The organism is Fluviispira sanaruensis (assembly GCF_004295685.1).
GTDB lineage: Bacteria > Bdellovibrionota_B > Oligoflexia > Silvanigrellales > Silvanigrellaceae > Silvanigrella > Silvanigrella sanaruensis.
This window is the reverse complement of record NZ_AP019368.1, coordinates 2,251,321-2,269,521: the sequence shown is the minus strand read 5'-3', so window position 1 is coordinate 2,269,521 and position 18,201 is coordinate 2,251,321. Positions and strand designations below refer to the sequence as shown.

Here is an 18,201-nt window from a genome sequence, read left to right as displayed (position 1 = left end):
GTTTGTACTTCATTTTTTTTCCAGTATAAGAAATATGAAAACGGGATAAACCCTGGAGGATTGTTACTTTATGGATTTTTTTCATTCGCTGTATCAATTTATATTATCAGTTTTAAATAATCCCATATTTCTTATACAAACGGTTGGATATATTGGTCTTATTTTAATAGTTTTTGCCGAAACAGGTTTATTGGTAGGCTTTTTTTTACCAGGGGATTCATTGTTAATTGCCGCAGGTTTATTTGCAGCCAAAGGCGATATGCAGGTTTCAATTCTTTTATCAACTCTCACTGTGTCTGCAATAGTCGGTGATGCTGTTGGATTTTATATTGGCAAGAGACTTGGCTCGTTGCTTTATAGAAAAGAAGATTCTTTTTTCTTTCGTAAAAAACATATTCTATATGCTCACGAATTTTATGAAAAACATGGTGGAAAAACCATAATTATTGCAAGGTTTATTCCAATTATAAGAACTTTTGCTCCTACGGTTGCTGGAGCCGCTGGAATGAACTTTTCTAGGTTTGTTGCTTTTAATATTTTTGGCGGTTTTTTATGGGTTTGGAGTATGGTTTTAGGAGGATATTATTTAGGTAAATTATTTGGTGATAAAATAAATAACTATATTCATTTTTTAATAGTTGGAATTATCTTGATTTCGTTTATCCCACTTTTTGTAAAGTGGGTAAAATCTAGAAAAGAACAAAATAATCATGCTTAAAATACAACCTAATTTCTCAGGCGTGTCGCAAAGTTGGTTTCGGTCTCCCATAAGGTAACAGAATAGAGCTCAAGTTTGTTTTTCTGTTTACTCACAATAGATTTATCGAGCCTTTTCCATATTTCTTCTATAAAGATTTCGATCGTCGGAATTTTCCCTTCAAGCCAAAGGACATCAAAATTTAAATGTTTGTGATCGACATCATTTATAATATTCTCGTACACAATATCGGATAGATCTTGTAAATTAAAGAGCATGCTAGTTTCAGGATCTACTTGTCCTGTTATTGCAACTTCAAGTTTATAGTTATGCCCATGCCCATTTTTACCCGCGCATTTGCCATATATTTCTTTATTTTTATCGTCACTGAAAGTTGGATTAAAAAGCCTATGGCTGGCGCAAAAAGAAAAATTATGTTTTAAAATAAGCATTTTCAATCCTTTTTTATTGTAAAATTTTTACAAAAAGTTCTCTGGCAAAAACCGTTGCCCCCAATTTTTCCATCATGATTAAATTTCCGCCAAGTCTTCTATTCATAAATATGATTTCAGAAGCTGGGGCTCTAAATTTAGTCAATCTCATCAAATGAAAAGACTCAGAATTTATTCTTTTTAACATATCACAGTTTTTCCAAGAATAACTTTCATGAATAAAGGGTTCCATAGCGAGCTGCATGATTCTTATAAAACTCTCTTTTATGTCAATGCTGTCATCTGTATATAAAAAACCCATTTTTACAGCGATATTTATGATATTCTCTTTTTCATCAGCAAGACTTGCTCGACAAAGGTTAGTATAATTTTGAATAAGATCGGAACTTAATTTTTGCGTAGCACCAAAGTCAAGCAACACGAGTTTGCAATCCTCGGTGATGAGAAAATTTCCGGGATTGGGATCGGATTGAATATGCTTAAAATTTATAATTTCTTTGAAAACGAGATCCAATAAAAGAAAACCTATTTTATCGCGTTTTTTAATAAGTTCGGGATCAGTGTGCATTTCACTTTGGTTTCGCGTCATCCATTGCTGGAGATTTTCACCTTGGATCCATTCCGTGGCTAAAATATTTTTACGGCAAAGATGTGAGATTGTTTTTGGTACAATAATATTGGAATTGTTATTAAAGTTTTCTTTGTATAGTTCGTAAAAGTTTTTTTCGCGGAGAAAGTCAAGTTCTTCAAGAAAAAGTTTTTCGACGGCTTCAAAGGTGTGATCATAATTGGCCATATTTGGCATAATATTCGCTAAACTGATAAGTCTTTTCATGTTTTGTAGATCGGATTTTACGCTTTTTTCTAGATTTGGATACTGCACTTTAAGTGCTATAAAGGTCCCATCCTTTAAACGTGCTTTGTGGACTTGTCCAATACTTGCGGCATGCATGGCTTGTTCTTCGATGTATTCAAAGTCATCTAGATTGCTAAATGCATGCAATAGAATGGGCTTTATAAAACTCCAATCTTTGGCTGTTGCGTTTGCTTGCAGTTTGCTCAAGGCCTCTTTCCAGCCGGGGGGAAGCATTTTTTCATCCACCATGCTTAAAATTTGCCCAACTTTCATAGCTGCGCCTTTAAGATCATCAAGCCCTTTGACAAGTCTCAATGCAGCCTCACTGATTGGGGAATCCCCTTCGCTCAACTTACTCAGTTTTTTTTGAATGGCTTCATTGCCTGCTTTGAGGGCAGTGCTGCCAATGGTTCGAATAAGAGATAATGCTCTCGATTTTGAACTGTTTTTTTCTCTCAAAGCAACTCTCCTTTGCCTTCGTTAAGAATAATATATAGCATAAAAATATTTTTTCGTAACTGATACTTTCTGATATGTTGAATATTAAAAAATCCCATTATGAAACATTATTTCATAACGGGATTAAAAATCTTTATTTAAAATGAAATGATTATTTTAAAAGTGCAATTGAGTCAATTTCTTTGCGAATAAGCGCCATTTTTTCTGAGGCTATGTGGGGTGGAACTGTTCTTGGATTTCTAAAGTAACAACTTTCATCCAATTCTTTTCTGCAGAACATAGTCTGATAGGTGTGATGTTCAGGGGAGTTTTTGTCTATGGTGTCATATTCTCTTAAAATAAATGGAGAGACGAATTGAGTGATGCTCTCAATTTCGTGATCCATGTATATTTTTTCATTATTTTTATTTCGGGCAAAACCTCTGACCACATAATCTACGCAAACGACGTCTGTTTCAAATGCTTTAAACATAAAATCCAGCGCATAGAGGGGTGAAATGCTGCCACAGGTTGCTATGTCAATGTCGACGCGAAAACTACAGATTCCAGAGGGATCGAGACTGTCGGGATAGGTGTGCGCACAGATATGACTTTTGTCTAAATGGATAGACACAGTGGACTGCGCCATAAGATTGGCTTGTTTGTCAACGATGTTATAAGTTGATTGAGAAATCATATTTGCCTGTTGAGTTGCTTGATCGCCTTTTAAGTCGCTCATGAGCAAAATAACGCTAGCACCATATGGATCGAAATCTTTTGAGCTGACGTTTAAGACTTCAGCATCAATTATTTCTGCAATTCGTATGAGTTGAGATTCAATTTGACGGGCGGAGTACCGTTCATCAATATACCTGATATACGAAGCTCTTTCTTCATCATTCAATGCAACGGCAAAGTCATATAGATTGAAGCTTAAAGCTTTCGTTAGGTTGTTAAAACCAAGTATTTCTGTCATCTTATGTCCTCATAGAGCCCTGAGTGATTCTAACCTAACTAGGTTATCTTATTCAACAGGTTACGCAATGTAGTATATTATGAAAATTGCGAGGCAGAATTGCCATCCCAAACAGGGTGGTAAAATATTGTAGCATACTCCAACTTGCAAGAACAATTATCAGGAAGTATTTATCTGATTAATTTCAAATAGTAAGGTGTATTAGATGGATTCCAAACGCGGTCTTTTCCTAGTGATATGTGATGATCCTGAACTTGCATCAACATTAGTGCACATTCAAAAAAATATGGATATTAAAGTTTGGGTTCCAAGTAAGTGTGGGCAATTACAAACTTCTTTAATTGATGCTTGTGAAGATTCTATTCATAAGGAAGCTCTTGTCAAAGGGGATGTGACCAAAGCTTCATTCTTTTCTCAATGGAAAGAGTATAAGCCCATTTGTGTCGTACTTTCATTGAAAGACATAGAAAAGTATTCAAATATTCGCGAGCTCATACTGACTGAATTGCCCGATGCGCGTATCTTATCTTTGCAAATTGGGCGTCCAGAGGAAGTGCCACGCAAACTCATTGACAACGATCGCGAGCTCGTTTTGTCGTGGACTGAATTGTTAAGCAGGCCTATTAGTGCGGAATTAAGACACATAGAAAGCAGTCACCGCGTAAAAGAGGTGCGTGATATTCTTGATGGTGGAGATAAAATAGCGCTTTTATTGCAACCCGATCCTGATCCCGATGGATTAGCGTCAGCTCTTGCGTTAAGAGCTTTGTTAGGGAGAAACAAAGTTTCCACTCCCATAGTGACGTTTGGCAAAGTCACTCGCCCCGAAAATTTAGCTATGCTACGATTGCTCGATTTAGAAGTTATTACTATTAAGCCAGACGATTTAAGTAATTTTGATAAAGTGGCTTTGCTCGATACGCAGCCAACGCATTTTACAGTTACTTTACCAAAGGTTGATGCCATTATTGATCATCATCCCATGACAGGAAATTACAGTGATATTCCTTATTGTGATATTCGTTCGAAATATGGGGCGACTTCAACAATATTGACAGAATATCTGCGAGCAGCTGCAGTAAATATTGGGCAAAGATTAGCCACTGCGTTACTTTATGGAATAAAAGCAGATACTCTTCATTTAAATAGAGAAGTTATTGATGCGGACCTTTATGCATTTATTTCGCTCTATCCGGATATTAATTATAACTTGTTACGTAGAATGGAAAAACCAGAGCTCCCTATGCGCTTTGCGCCTGTACTCGCGCACGCCTTGACGAGTATGGCTGTGAAAGAATCTATATTAGTGAGTTATATAGGTGAAGTGGAGAGAGAGGATCTTATTCCGCAAGTAGCTGACTTTATGCTTCAATTTGAAGGATCTGAATGGGCCGTATGTGCAGGAATCTATGAAAATAACCTTGTTATGAGTGTGCGCAATGTGGGATATGTGAAAAATGCTGGTGATGTTGTAAAAAGAATTATCAACGGTTGGGCCAGTGGCGGAGGACACAGAACAATGGCAAAAGCTATTTTTCCTGTTGAAGGTTGGAAAGAACGCTATGGCAATTTAAATCCAGAAAATATAAAAGCAACGGTGTTGAATTTATTTATTAAGGAAGCTTTATGAGTTTTTCAGAGGAGTCACAAAAAAGATCGATACAACCGTTACACACAGGTTTTGGTTTTTTTGCTGAGTCAATAAATGATAAGTCACAGAATCTTCCTTTAAAAGAAATAGAACTCACTTCGCAGAATGATATTTATTTAAACAGTGATATAGAAAAAAGTCCTATAATATTAAATGAAAATTACTATATGGAAAATATAAATAATTCGCCGACAAACTTTGTAAAAGATGAAAGCGTTTATAAAGAAAAACAAATAAATGCATTTTATAATGATCAAAAAGAAGGTGAAAATGATACCAATTATTTTGTGCATCCCTTTTTTGCTTTTCTTGCTTGGACAGTCGATGCGCTGGTTGGTTTTTGCTTCCTTATTATATCTTTGTGCATCAATACTGTTTTTATTCCAAAAGGCTTTTTCGATGTGACTTCTTCATTGGTAAAATATCTTTCGGTGGTCACTGTAGACTTAGGTGTTCTTTATACATTCTTGTTTTCACTGCAGGTTTGGTTTTTTATGGCAATTCTTGTTTTTCTCTTTCAATATTCAATTTTAGGTTTTGAAGGCGCAACATTGGGAAGGTGGCTCTTTGGGATTTCGATTCAAAATAGCAAAGACAAGAATGCAAAAGTCTCTGAAAGAACTAAGTTTTGTGCCGCACTTTCCGAATCTATGCTGCTAGGGAGTATCCTTTCATTTCTTTTCATAATTCTTCTTCCATCCCGTGTTCCCATCTTCTTTTGGATGCGTTATTCATCAAAAAATCTTTAAATCTCTTTTGACTTTTCATATTTTATGCTACGAGCATGTGACGACTTTTGAGAACATGTTTTTTGCGTTTAAATAAATGCAGAGTCTACATATATAGAGGATAATAATAAATATAATATATAAATATTGTATTTTTTAGCTCGTGATTTTTAAGCAAAATGGAGTTTAACCATGAAAGATTCATTTTCTAATTCTGCTGTTAACATTCGTAAAATACAAAGACCACAGAATGCGGATGGAAAACAATCTCGCATTGCAGATTATTTTGCCTCAAATGTTTTTGATTTGAGAGCTATGGTTAAACGCTTATCATCACAAGATCTTGATGTTATGGCAAAAGTTATGAAACTTGGCGGTAAGATCGATGCTCATTTAGCGGAACGGATAGCTGCTGCTGCGCGTGAGTGGGCAATGGAAATGGGTGCAACTCATTATTGCCATTGGTTCCAGCCACAAACAGGGGCAACAGCCGAAAAACACGATGCCTTTCTTTGGTTTGACAAGCAGGGCAACCCAATCGAAAGATTTACTGGTCCTGAGCTTTTGCAAAGTGAACCAGATGCCTCCAGTTTCCCTTCTGGTGGTATTCGCTCGACTTTCGAAGCACGTGGCTATACGGGATGGGATCCTTCAAGTCCAATGTTTATAATGGAAACTGAAAATGGGAAAACGTTATACATCCCATCAGTTTTTATCAGTTATCATGGTGATGCACTGGATTTTAAAACGCCGTTGTTACGTTCGAACAAAGCTCTCTCGGAAGAAGCTGTGAAAACCTTGCATTTCTTGGGAGAGAAAAAAGTTCATTATGTCTCGACTTCTGTAGGACCAGAGCAAGAATTTTTTATTGTTGACAAAGAGTTAGCAAGAAAAAGAATCGATTTAAAATTTTCTGGTCGAACTGTTTTTGGTCGTAGACCTCCTAAAGGTCAAGAACTTGAAGATCATTATTTTGGCCAAATACCAAGTCGTGTGCAGGCATTTTTTAATGAACTTGAGGTAGAACTATATAAACTCGGTGTGCCGATCAAAACGCGTCACAACGAAGTGGCTCCAGGTCAATTCGAAATTGCTCCCATTTTTGAATCTTCCAATATCTCTGCGGACCACAATCAATTAGCTATGAAATATATTAAGAGTATTGCTATAAAACATGGATTTATTGCTCTTATGCACGAAAAACCTTTTGCAGGTGTGAATGGAAGTGGCAAGCATGTCAACTGGTCCATGCAAGACTCAACAGGGCGCAATCTTTTGGATCCAGGGGCAACTCCACATGAAAACCTTGTCTTCTTAACCTTTCTTTGTTCCGTTTTGCTTGGCATTCATGACAATGCCGACGTTTTAAGAGCATCCATAGCGACTGCTGGCAATGATCACAGACTTGGAGCAAACGAAGCACCTCCTGCAATTATCTCAGCATTTTTAGGCAACACCCTCGATAAAATTCTCAATTCTCTGGAATCGGGTTCGGGTGATATTATCAATGCTGAAAAAATCATGATCGATCTTGGTATTTCTCATTTACAAGGTGTTGCGAAAGACAATACCGACCGCAATCGAACTTCGCCTTTTGCTTTTACTGGCAATAAATTCGAGTTTAGAGCCGTTGGTTCTAGTGCGTCGATTAGTTATCCAACAGCAATTCTAAATGCTGCCGTTTGTGATGGACTGAGTAAAATCAATAAACGACTTGAAGCGCGTGCGCAAAATGGCAGGGTTTCCGATAATATTATTCTTAGAGTTTTAAAAGATGTTATTAAAGAAACAAAAAAAATTCGCTTTGAAGGAAATGGATATTCACAGGAATGGCTTGATGAAGCAAAACAAAGAGGTCTGTCGAATTTTCCAATGACTCCAGACTCACTTGCTGTTCTTGCAGACGAAAAGAAAATTCAATTTTTAATACAAGCAAACATATTTACATCTGAAGACATTGCAAGTCGCTTAGCCATTCAACAAGAGCGTTACATTAAACAGAGTCTTATTGAAATCAATTGTGCTTTAGAAATGGCACAAACTCAAGTTATGCCTGTGTGTTTAAATTATTTAGAAAAGCTTATGGATAATGTGAAACTTGCGAAAGAATTAAGCATTCCATCGCCTGCAATTAAATTTGCTGAAGAATTTGGAAAAGAATTTAATCATTTCTTTTCAGCGCTCAATTCACTCAAGTTACAATACGATAAAATTTCTAATGAAGAATGTTATGAACATTCCAAATTAAATTCCACTGCTGTTTTTATTGGCCAACATATTTTACCAAAATTAGTTGAATTACGGAACACAGTGGACCTATTAGAAGGAATTGTTCCGCACAATTTATGGCCTTATCCAAAATATTCGGAACTGCTTTTTGGCATAGATTAAAAATGAAGTTTTAACTTGACTCAGAAATTATTCTCATATAAGTATCTTCGGATGAATTTTTTTCGAGTCTCTTTTGTTTAGGACTTTATCATGTTATTTGTGCATAAACACAAGGCTTATTCTCTTTCAATAGAAATAAGGTCACTCGTTTTAGAAATTGAGATATTTTAGTTTTTTGCTCCGCATTTGCGGGGCTTTTTTTTTGTGTATTTTACACCCAGTGCAAAATGTTTTGGGGCTATTTAAGAAGGGATCTCACAATGACAGATTACGTTAAAGTTGCATCATATGAAGGCCGCAAAGGTGAAATTCGTAAAGTTGTTCTTTTGTATTCTGGCGGACTGGATACTTCAGTCATGTTGAAATGGATTCAAGAACAGTACAATGCTGAGGTGATTGCATTGACCATTGATATTGGTCAGCAGGCAGATAATCTTGAGGAAATAAAAGAAAAAGCTCTTCGCCTCGGAGCAAAAAAAGCTTATGTGATCGACGCAAAAAAAGAATTTGCTTATCACTATTTGGCAAAGGGAATTAAAGCCAATGCCCGTTACCAAGGGGACTATCATCTTGCCACACCACTCGGCAGACCTCTCTTGGCAAAAATTGCTGTAGATATTGCTCGCGAAGAAAACTGCGACTGCATAGCTCACGGGTGCACAGGCAAAGGCAATGATCAGGTTCGGATTGAGGGTACGGTATTAACCTTGGCTCCCGAAATGAAAATCATTGCGCCTGTAAGAGAATGGGGCATGGGGCGTGACGAAGAGCTCGAATATGCACGTATCCACAATATCCCTGTAAAGCAAACAAAAGACTCTCCTTATAGCTATGACGACAATATGTGGGGAGTGTCTGCTGAAGGGGGAGAGATCGAAAACCCAGCTCTGATTCCAAACCTACCTGCTATTTTACAAGTATGTAAAATTGTTGAGAACACACCACATGAGCCTGAGCTCTTAAAAATTGGTTTTTTAAGAGGAATTCCTGTGCAATTAAATGGCCAAGATATGGATCTTCCTTCCATTATTCTTCAGCTCAACAAAATAGGCGCATGCCATGGGGTTGGTGTTACGCATCACTTAGAAGATAGAGTTGTCGGTCTTAAAGTGCGTGGAGTGTATGAATCCCCCGCAGCGCATACCATCATTCGTGCGCATGAAACCCTCGAAAAATTTGTCTGCACAAGACATGAGAATGAATTTAAAATGATCGTCGATCAAAAATGGGGATATCTCTGCTACGGTGCACTTTGGCATGAACCTTTGATGGATGACCTCAATGCCTTTATTGAAAGAATCAATGAAAAAGTAACAGGTGTTGTAACTGTAAAATTATTTAAAGGTCGCGCTGATGTTGTTGCGGTAGAAACTCCGAATAGTATTTTCGATGAAAAATTAGCAACGTTTATGAAAAGCAATGCTTTCAATCAAAATGCATCGGCTGGCTTTACTGAAATTTATACAATGCAAATGCGTCTTTCCCAAGAAAAAGAGCGTTATGCACTTGTTTCTGTGGGAGGAGATCAAAATAAAGAAAAATTTGCCCCAGCAATTTCTGAACTTTATTCGCTTGGATTTGTTTTGTTTGCAACACAGGGTACGCATAATTACTTAAATAAATTGGGCGTGAAAAGCGTTCTTGTCCATAAAGCAAATCAAGAAAACCACAAGCCAAACTTAATTGATTTATTAAAACAAAATCGCTTTGATTTAGTTGTGAATGTAGCTTCTCCAACCAATTCATTGAGTGAAGAAATTGATGGGAAATCTATTCGCAGTTGGAGCGTAAAAAATGGAGTGCAACTCATCACTGACTATGACGTACTTAAAGTAACAGTGGAGAAAATGAATAAATCTGTTAAGACAGGTGTTTCAAAAAATATTGAATCTTCTAAAAAACCAGCATTACTTTAATACGAGGAGAAATTGAGTATGTGGAATCCTTTTGCAAAATTATCTGAAACCATTGCAGGACATGGGGGATTTGTAAATGCCCATGCTCATTTTGACCGTGCTTATTCTGTTTCTTTATCAGACTTTAATGATGCTCATGGAAGTGTGAACAGTCATTTGTTTGATAAATGGAAGTTGGTTGATAAATTTAAGAAAAATGCATCAGAAGAAATTTATTACCATCATATTTTAGCAGCTCTCAATAACCAACATGAACAAGGCGTGCGCCACTGTCTGTCTTTTATTGACTGTGATCCTATTGCGGAAGAAAGAGCTTTAAGGGCTGCTTTAAAAGCAAAAAACTTTGTTGCACGTAATTATAAAATGAATTTTTTAATTGCATGTCAAACGTTAAAAGGAGTTTTGCAAAAAGATGCTCGCCAATGGTTTGAAAAATCTTTGGAGCACGTTGATATTATTGGGGGTTTGCCGGGTGTCGATGCCGGTCAAGAGAAAGAGCATCTCGATGTTTTATTGAAAGCTGCTAAAGAAACAGGAAAAAGAGTGCATGTGCACGTTGATCAATTGAACTGTGCAGAAGAAAAAGAAACAGAACTGTTGGCAAATAAAGTTATAGAATGGGGATTGGAAGGTAAAGTAACAGCAGTGCATGGGATTTCCATTGCTGCTCACAACAAAGAGTACCGGTCAGAGCTTTATAAACTCTGCCGAGATGCTGGACTCAGCTTTGTTGCTTGTCCTACGGCTTGGATTGACAGTCGCAGAACAGAAGTTCTTGCACCGTCCCACAATTCTGTCACTCCTATTGATGAAATGATTCCAGCAGGACTCACCGTAGCACTTGGTTCTGATAATATTTGTGATATATATAAGCCTTTTGCTGAAGGAAATATGCTAACAGAATTAAAAATATTATTAGAAGCAAATCATTATTATGATATGGATGAATTGATACGTATTGCGACAGTCAATGGACTAAAAGTTTTAGGATTGGATTGAAATGTACAATGCAAATGCCAGTTACGAAGAAAATTATGCCCGAGGGCCAGATCAAAATTTTTTACGCAACAGACATTTTCCAAAACTCGAATATTTAAAATCGCCTCAGTACGAATTTTTAGGAGCCCCTTTGCATATACCTTTTGGGGTTGCTGCAGGGCCTCTTTTAAATGCGCTCTATGTGAGAGCTGTTTTAAATGCTGGTTTTTGTCTACCTGTGTATAAAACAGTGCGTTCTGTTGCATGGGATTGTAATAAATGGCCCAATATATTATCGTTAAAATCTGAAAATAAATCACTCTATGCAGATGAGAATAATCATGTCATTGGTGAGTTATTTTCAGAAAGTGATTATATAAATAAAAGAATATCGATTTCCAATTCCTTTGGTGTACCAAGTCAAAGTGTAGATAAATGGCAAAGTGATTTGGCGACCTTAAACGATTATTCAACAAAAAAAGGTTATCATGTTTCGTTAAGTTTTCAGGGCTCACGTTTTTTAGGAGCAAACTCTAAAGAAATAACTGAAAATTTCTACAAAGATGTCCTCAAAATTACTGAGCTCGCTTGTGCAGGTATTTTAGCAAGTGGATTTTCAATAATAGAAATGAATTTAAGTTGTCCAAACGAAGTGCAGGCACCTCTATATAAAGATTTGAAAAGCGCTATTGAAACGATTAATTGCGCTCATAAAATAATCTCAGAGCAGAAATCTAAAGTTAAACTTGTAGTGAAATTAGGTGTATTAAATGCTGAAGAAACAAGTATTTTTATTGCAGAAACAGCCGGAAAAATCGATGCCATAAGTGCTATTAATACCGTATCTGCAAAAATAACACGAAAAAATGGCTCTCCAGCTTTAGGAAATGGAGCGCTATATGGTGGAGTCTGCGGTTCCTATATTTTTAACCAAGGGTTATCAATGGTCGGATTATTGAGTGAGACACGAGAAAAATTGGGTATTCAGAAGAGCGAACTTGGAATTATAGGAGTGGGTGGTGTTGTCAGTGCTAAAGAATTTGCGTCTTACTTATCTGCAGGCGCCGATATCGTGCATGCAGCGACAGGAATGATGTGGAATCTTGAATTGGCTTCCGAAATTGCAACTCATTTAAAAGTACCTTTTCAATTATCATAAAATAAAAGTAACTATCAGTTATCATAAAAAGAGGAGTTTGAAGAGTGATTTTAAACTCAGATATACAAGAAATTATTCAAGGTTTTTTTGAAGCTAAAGTCATACAAATAAAAACCAATCCCATGTTTAAATTAACAAGTGGGAAAGAATCACCTGTTTATATCGATCATCGGAAAATATTCAGTCATCCCCAGTTGCGCCGTAAAGTTATTAAAGCTTTAGCTGAATCTTTACTTGCTCAGTATGCAAAACAATTTTCACAAGATAATGTAGTTTTTGCTGGCACAGCAACTGCAGGAATTGCACCCGCATATGCATTGGCAGACTATTTTAATAGCGGTTTTGTTTATGTCCGAAGCAAAGCCAAAGCATATGGTCTGAATTCTGTCATTGAGGGCTTCATTCCAAGTGAGGCGCATGTCATTGTAGTAGATGACATGGTAACGACAGGGGGAAGTATCTTGCAAGCCTGTGAGCATGTGCGTAATGATGGTTTTCAAATTTTAACAGCGGTCAGCTTATCGCAGCACAGTTTGAAAAAAATGATAGAGAAATTCACTTTAGCAAATGTTTCGTTACACAGTTTGTTTAAGACGACAGATATTTTTGATATTGCGTATGGTAAAAATTTGATTACTGGGCGTGAAATGAAACTGATAATGGAGTGGTTAACTCAATTGGATGAATAAAAAAGCAATTTATCAACAATTCTTACTTGCTTGGGAAAGAGATTATCGATCTTTTATTCAAGGTGTAAGAAGTTCTTTAGCAATCTTGAGTGTTTTCGCTATTTATTATTTTACGCGGAATCAAGAACTCATTTTTATGGGATTATGCGCATTGGGTTTAACCCAAGCATGTACTCGCTGTCCTTATTGGCGCATAGAATTTAATATGTTGTTAGCGTATTTATTTTCAACTGCTCTTATTTTTATCGCTTTCCCTTATTCAATGACTTATTTATCTATAGCTTTTTTCTCGTTTTTTTTAGCTTTTTTTATTCATGTTTTTTCTTATTATAAGATCCCTTCCGTTTATTCGATATGGATCTTTGTTATTCCTCAATATTCCCTATTTTCTCAGTACAATTTTAAAGTCACAAAAGAACATGCCATTATGAATACGATAGCATTCATAATATCATTTTTTATCAGTGCGATTTTATTTAGACCTCGGCTTAAAAAAGAATGTTTATTTGAAATGCGATCAATTTTAAGAGAAATGTCTTTTTATATTGAGTCTGTTGAGAACTATACGTTTAATAAGTCAGACGAATCTGCAAATTATTTGACTATGAGGCGACAAAAAATATTTTTACGAATTCAAAGTTTAAGAATAATGCTAAAAGAGATTGATATACAAAGAAAAAAAAGTGCTCAATTAAATGAAAAAATTTTTATATTTTATGCTTTAGCGACATTAGAAGAACGATTTATAGAAACAACAATTGGTATTAGTATTAAACTGAGAGCTTTAAATGTTCCTTTAAAATATGAAAGTCAGGTGCGAAACATTTTTTATTCAATTAAAAGGATCAATAAATCACTATTAAACTTTTTAGTTTACAATAAGGATATTGGTATTGATGATATAAAGGAAATATATGAAAATTTATTTAACGATGCTAAGAATGAATTTAGTAAAATTGAAGCAAGTCACGAAGAATTTGTCAATGACGAATTTTTTACAGATATCTTGGCTGTAGGTTTGCAATTAAAAGATAATATTAGTTTGCTAAATGCTGAACTCAAATTTCTATGTCGAAATGAGTGAAGAGATGCTTCGAGATTTATATTTTAAAAATTTGAAAACTTTTTTCAAAACGATGATCGATTTTGAAATTATGGAAGTGCGACAAGCTTGGAGAGCGGGAGTGATCTGTGTCATAGCAGTTATTCTTGATGAGTTTTTCTTGAAAACCGAGTTTCCAGGTTGGATTCTTATCACATCTCTCGTTTGTTTACAAGCCAATTTTGGCGCAACAGTAATTAAGGCAAAACAAAGACTTATTGGAACAATACTTGGTTGTATTTTGGCTTATTTTATTGTACTTCTATTTCCAAATGATATGAATATTTATATATTATTAATTCTACTTTCTGTTGTATTTGCAATTTATAATACTGTAAATACTGTTCAATCCTATACATATTCAATTTTTTTCTTTACTTTTGCCCTTATGATGCTTTACGTAACAGCCCATCCCAACGGAATATCATTTGCTATTTTACGAATTGAGGATGTCGCAGTTGGTGCATTGCTAGGTACTTTAGGTTCTTTTTTTCTCTGGCCAAATTTTGCGAAGAAAAGTTTTCATACTGACCTTAAAAATATTGTTAGAGATAAAGATATATTGTTTCAATATATTATTGAATGGATTGATGGGAAAAAAACATACGAAGATATTTATGCACAAAAAGTATTGTCTGCAACACAAAATCAAATGGCGCGCAATCGGATACTTGAAATATATTATGAAATAGGTAAAAGAAATTTCCCTTCAAAGGAATACGAAGCATTTATTTTGAGTCAAGAAAGAATTCATTATTCATTATTAACGGTTTTAAATGCTCTTAGAGTTGGATCGTTAGAAAAAAGAATGGATTCATTTCGTTATGTAAAAGAACAATTGCAAGCTATCCAAAATTATTTCAATGAATCCGTATTACGCGTTCCAATGTCGAAAGAAAATGCATTAGAATTAAGATTAAATTCCTTAGCCCAATGGGACTTTCAAAGCGTTGAAGTGAAAATCACTAAGGATCTTTATAACAGCAAAGGTCGTAAAATCTCATTTGAAGAAATTAAATTACGATCTCTTTTGGAAAGGTTATTTCAAGAAATTAAACTTATGAATATCGAAATTGATAATTTGCATGAATATTACTCAAAATAACAAATAAATGTCATATATACAAATCAATGTGTTAGCTAAAAATCAATAAATGTTAAATGAATGTTGATATGACGGTTATAAATATGGCAAGGTAGGAACACAGATTTTTGTTGGTTCTGTTGGAGAGCATATTATGTATCTTATTGGATTCGATATAGGTGGTACAAAAATTGAAGCAATGCTTCTACATTTTGGTATAATGAAAAAAGAAGAAAGCTATCTCTCTTCTTTTGAGTTTCAAAAATCAACGGGTGAAATTGTTCCTGGTTTTGTGCTTTATAAAAAAAGAGTGCTAACAGAAAGGCACAATGGATATGAACAAGTCATTGATAAAATGTCTCAACTTGCCAACGAAGTCTGCGCTGAAAGAAATTTAGATCTTCATTCTTTAGCAGGAATCGGTTTGAGCGTACCTGGCCCTGTGGATCCCATTTCAGAACTCGTTACTTCTAGTAATACAATGATTTTAGTTGGTCACAATCTACAAAAAGATCTACGCATTAAACTCAATGTCTCTTTTCCTATACTATCTGAAAACGATGCCAATTGTTTTGCTTTAGCAGAAACACTCTGTGGAGCAGGAATTGAACACTTTAAAAAGACTAAAATACCTGTGAGCAAACAAGTTTCTATGGGACTTATTTTAGGTTCTGGTTTTGGTGGTGGATTAATTGTAAATGGGCGTGCTGTCACTGGAAAACGTGGAGGCGCTGGCGAGATTGGTCACATGACCCTCTACTCAGAAGGCTATCCATGTTATTGCGGTCGTAGAGGATGTGCTGAGCAATATCTGTGTGGACCAGCGCTCGAGGCTTCATTAAATTCACGTATTTACTCACAAATTGAAAAGCGTCCTTCTGCTCAAGAAATTTTTGAGCTCTATAAAACACAAGATCCAATTGCTTTAGCCGTGGTCAAGCAATATAAAAAAGATTTGGCAAGCTTTTTAGGAACTCTCACCTGTATGCTAGATCCGCATTATTTTGTTTTTGGTGGTGGATTGAGTCTGCAGGATATTATTTATGAAGGTATTGAAGCTAAGATAGGTGAAAATACTTATTTACCTGATAATCCTGTCACAGTGTACAAGCATCGGATGGGAGATTCTTCGGGAGCAATAGGTGCGGCATTGGTTGTTTTGGAGCAAAATAGATTGCACTTTTAATATTTAAATTAATTAGCTTTTTTATTTGCTCTTAAAGAATCCCTTCAAGATTTTTTCTTATAGTTTTAAGAACATTTGCTAATAAGGCTTTCTCTTGTTCCGTAATATCTTTTAGGACTTTAGGTCTAATCATTTCACTTACTTGTAGAGCATCATTTAGTTTTTTCTCGCCCAAATAAGTAAGCTTTAAGCTCTTTGCTCGCTTGTCATGATTATCGTCGTGCTTATCGAGCCATTTTTTATTCTCCATGTTTTCAAGTGAGCGTGTGAGACTTTGTGGTTCAACGTCCATTACAAATGCAAGATCCGCTTGGCGAATACCTGGGTATCGTCCAATATAAACGAGGATTCTCCGTTCAAGACGACTCAATTCATAATCTTTAGCGATTTCTCCCAGCTTATTACGCCATAAATTGATAGTGTCGATAAAATAAAATTCAAGAAATGCCTCGGTCGATATATTCTCAGAACTGATTTTCTGGAGTGCTTTCAGTTTATCATGAGTCGTGTTTTCTATATTTTCCATAACCTTCCTTTATAAACAAGAGTCAGTTGTTAAATGATATTATAAAATCTTCAATTGATGCACTTCCTAATAAAATAAATATAACTGGAAAAATAAAGAAAACCAGTGGAAAGATCATTTTTACAGATGCTTCACTTGCTAACTTTTCGAGCTCTGTGTTTGCTTTTGCTTTGAGCTGATTGCTGAGTTGAGCTAAATTTTCTGCGAGTGAGGTTCCAAGTAAGAGTGAAAGAGTAATGCTTTCAATAGCTTCTTGTAAATCGCAGTTGCTTTCTGCTTTCCGAACAGTTTGCAAAGCTTCGAGAAATGAAGAGCCTAAATAATATTTTTTTAAAATATTTTTGCAATATATCTGTAAATTTTGATCTGTGATTGAAAAACTTGCGCGCTCGAAAGCTTTAAATGTGTTTAATCCCGCGTGTAAGTTTAATACAAAGGTATCCAAAAAATCTGTAAGAGCATAATTAGAAAAAGTACTCTTATTTTGGTAAATACATTTGAAAAAATTTAGAATTTTTAATTTGCTTTTTTCTGTTAAAAATCTATTAAAATTTTGTTTATTCAAACGATTTAATAATTTTTTATATTTTATAATTAAATAAAATAAAATTAAATTTATAAGTATAGAAGTAATGATAAAAATACTCTCAAACAATTTTAGTGATCCTTTTTAGAATAATGATGCCTAATAAATTAAAAATAATGCAAATAAATAATAGGACATTGCCAATTATGTTGTAAAAAAAGAAAAGAATATGTTCTGGAGAAATAAAGTAAATTACAATAAATAATATTGATGGGATAGATGATATGATGATCGCTTGAAATTTCATTTGAGCAGTTAATACTTTTATTTTTTCTTCAATTTTAATACTAGTCATGGTTTTAGCTTTGGCATTTTCTAAAATAGAGCATATTTTTGTACCGCTTTGGTGGCCTATTTGAATGGCCGCTAAGATATATTGAATATGTTTATTGTGACGCACTGTGCTTTTCAAATCCATTGCTTTCTTAATAGACTCTTGAAAAGAAAGACCTTGCTGGTAAGAGCTGCATATAACAAATAAATTTCTCTTAATTGTCGGGCTCCAATAGGGTTTTTTTGCAACGAATAAAATTGCTTCCGAAATATGAATTCCTGCTTTTAAATAGGAGTGAAGCGAGTCAATGAGAGCTGGGATTTCTGAAAGCAAGTGCTTCTCTTCCTGCTTGAGTTTAATTTTTAAATGGATAAATTTGAAAATGCTCAGTGCGCAAGGAATAATAATAAGTGCAATAGGAAATATACATAAATATAATTTTTTAAACCGTAATTGATTATAAACTATTATTAGATAATTTATGATAAGGAGTACAACAGCAAATAATATTC

Annotated in this window: 17 protein-coding genes; 11 read left to right on the top strand and 6 right to left on the bottom strand. The window is 35.1% G+C overall.

Translation table 11 applies throughout. The features are described 5' to 3' along the window. Positions 1 to 70: 70 nt before the first annotated feature. Entirely contained in the window at positions 71 to 718 is a 648-nt protein-coding gene (locus EZS29_RS09525) for a DedA family protein (RefSeq protein WP_130609478.1), read from the top strand. Between the two features lie 8 nt (positions 719 to 726). Here EZS29_RS09525 and EZS29_RS09520 read toward each other — a convergent pair whose 3' ends face one another. The 3 genes from EZS29_RS09520 to EZS29_RS09510 form a co-directional block, all read right to left on the bottom strand. Next, the gene (locus EZS29_RS09520; protein ID WP_130609474.1) at positions 727 to 1,149 is read right to left on the bottom strand and encodes a 6-pyruvoyl trahydropterin synthase family protein; all 423 of its coding nucleotides are present in this window, start codon (positions 1,147 to 1,149) and stop codon (positions 727 to 729) included. Positions 1,150 to 1,162: 13 nt separating this feature from the next. Next, positions 1,163 to 2,464, bottom strand: coding sequence for an ABC1 kinase family protein (locus tag EZS29_RS09515; RefSeq protein ID WP_130609471.1), 1,302 nt, complete (start codon positions 2,462 to 2,464; stop codon positions 1,163 to 1,165). 151 nt (positions 2,465 to 2,615) lie between these two features. Beyond that, positions 2,616 to 3,419 carry an S-adenosylmethionine decarboxylase gene (locus tag EZS29_RS09510; protein WP_130609468.1) on the bottom strand — a complete coding sequence of 268 codons (804 nt, stop codon included), beginning with the start codon at positions 3,417 to 3,419 and terminating at the stop codon, positions 2,616 to 2,618. 205 nt (positions 3,420 to 3,624) lie between these two features. Between EZS29_RS09510 and EZS29_RS09505 the strand changes: the two genes are divergently transcribed. The 10 genes from EZS29_RS09505 (at position 3,625) to EZS29_RS09460 (ending at position 16,303) form a co-directional block, all read left to right on the top strand. Continuing rightward, a complete protein-coding gene (locus EZS29_RS09505; protein ID WP_130609465.1) occupies positions 3,625 to 5,049 on the top strand; it encodes a DHH family phosphoesterase in 1,425 nt (474 codons plus the stop codon). Continuing rightward, on the top strand, positions 5,046 to 5,819 hold the full coding sequence (locus EZS29_RS09500) for an RDD family protein (RefSeq protein ID WP_130609462.1): 774 nt from the start codon (positions 5,046 to 5,048) through the stop codon (positions 5,817 to 5,819). The genes EZS29_RS09505 and EZS29_RS09500 overlap by 4 nt, the downstream gene beginning before the upstream one ends. Before the next feature lie 171 nt (positions 5,820 to 5,990). Then, positions 5,991 to 8,189, top strand: a complete 2,199-nt coding sequence (locus tag EZS29_RS09495) for a glutamine synthetase III family protein (RefSeq protein ID WP_130609459.1) — start codon at positions 5,991 to 5,993, stop codon at positions 8,187 to 8,189. A gap of 260 nt (positions 8,190 to 8,449) precedes the next feature. After that, entirely contained in the window at positions 8,450 to 10,105 is a 1,656-nt protein-coding gene (locus EZS29_RS09490) for an argininosuccinate synthase (RefSeq protein ID WP_216678660.1), read from the top strand. A gap of 18 nt (positions 10,106 to 10,123) precedes the next feature. Next, a complete protein-coding gene (locus EZS29_RS09485) occupies positions 10,124 to 11,104 on the top strand; it encodes an amidohydrolase family protein (RefSeq protein WP_130609453.1) in 981 nt (326 codons plus the stop codon). 1 nt (position 11,105) lies between these two features. After that, positions 11,106 to 12,242: a beta/alpha barrel domain-containing protein gene (locus EZS29_RS09480; protein WP_130609450.1), complete on the top strand. Its 1,137-nt coding sequence runs from the start codon at positions 11,106 to 11,108 to the stop codon at positions 12,240 to 12,242. 44 nt (positions 12,243 to 12,286) lie between these two features. Then, complete coding sequence (locus tag EZS29_RS09475; protein ID WP_130609447.1) at positions 12,287 to 12,931, top strand: orotate phosphoribosyltransferase; 645 nt, start codon at positions 12,287 to 12,289, stop codon at positions 12,929 to 12,931. Further along, the gene (locus tag EZS29_RS09470; protein ID WP_130609444.1) at positions 12,924 to 14,015 is read left to right on the top strand and encodes a hypothetical protein; all 1,092 of its coding nucleotides are present in this window, start codon (positions 12,924 to 12,926) and stop codon (positions 14,013 to 14,015) included. Before EZS29_RS09475 ends, EZS29_RS09470 begins: the two co-directional genes overlap by 8 nt. Before the next feature lie 4 nt (positions 14,016 to 14,019). Then, a complete protein-coding gene (locus tag EZS29_RS09465; protein WP_172603874.1) occupies positions 14,020 to 15,138 on the top strand; it encodes an FUSC family protein in 1,119 nt (372 codons plus the stop codon). Positions 15,139 to 15,271: 133 nt separating this feature from the next. After that, on the top strand, positions 15,272 to 16,303 hold the full coding sequence (locus tag EZS29_RS09460; protein WP_130609437.1) for an ROK family protein: 1,032 nt from the start codon (positions 15,272 to 15,274) through the stop codon (positions 16,301 to 16,303). 31 nt (positions 16,304 to 16,334) lie between these two features. Here the strand turns inward: EZS29_RS09460 and EZS29_RS09455 are convergent, their stop codons facing one another. Genes EZS29_RS09455 through EZS29_RS09445 form a run of 3 tightly spaced genes read right to left on the bottom strand, consistent with a single transcriptional unit; the run spans position 16,335 to position 18,022 of the window. Continuing rightward, positions 16,335 to 16,829 (bottom strand): MarR family winged helix-turn-helix transcriptional regulator, encoded by a 495-nt coding sequence (locus EZS29_RS09455; RefSeq protein ID WP_130609434.1) that lies wholly within the window; start codon positions 16,827 to 16,829, stop codon positions 16,335 to 16,337. A 22-nt stretch (positions 16,830 to 16,851) separates the two neighbouring features. After that, positions 16,852 to 17,484, bottom strand: a complete 633-nt coding sequence (locus EZS29_RS09450; protein WP_130609431.1) for a type II secretion system F family protein — start codon at positions 17,482 to 17,484, stop codon at positions 16,852 to 16,854. Then, positions 17,477 to 18,022: a type II secretion system F family protein gene (locus tag EZS29_RS09445; RefSeq protein ID WP_172603873.1), complete on the bottom strand. Its 546-nt coding sequence runs from the start codon at positions 18,020 to 18,022 to the stop codon at positions 17,477 to 17,479. The genes EZS29_RS09450 and EZS29_RS09445 overlap by 8 nt, the downstream gene beginning before the upstream one ends. Positions 18,023 to 18,201 lie beyond the last annotated feature (179 nt).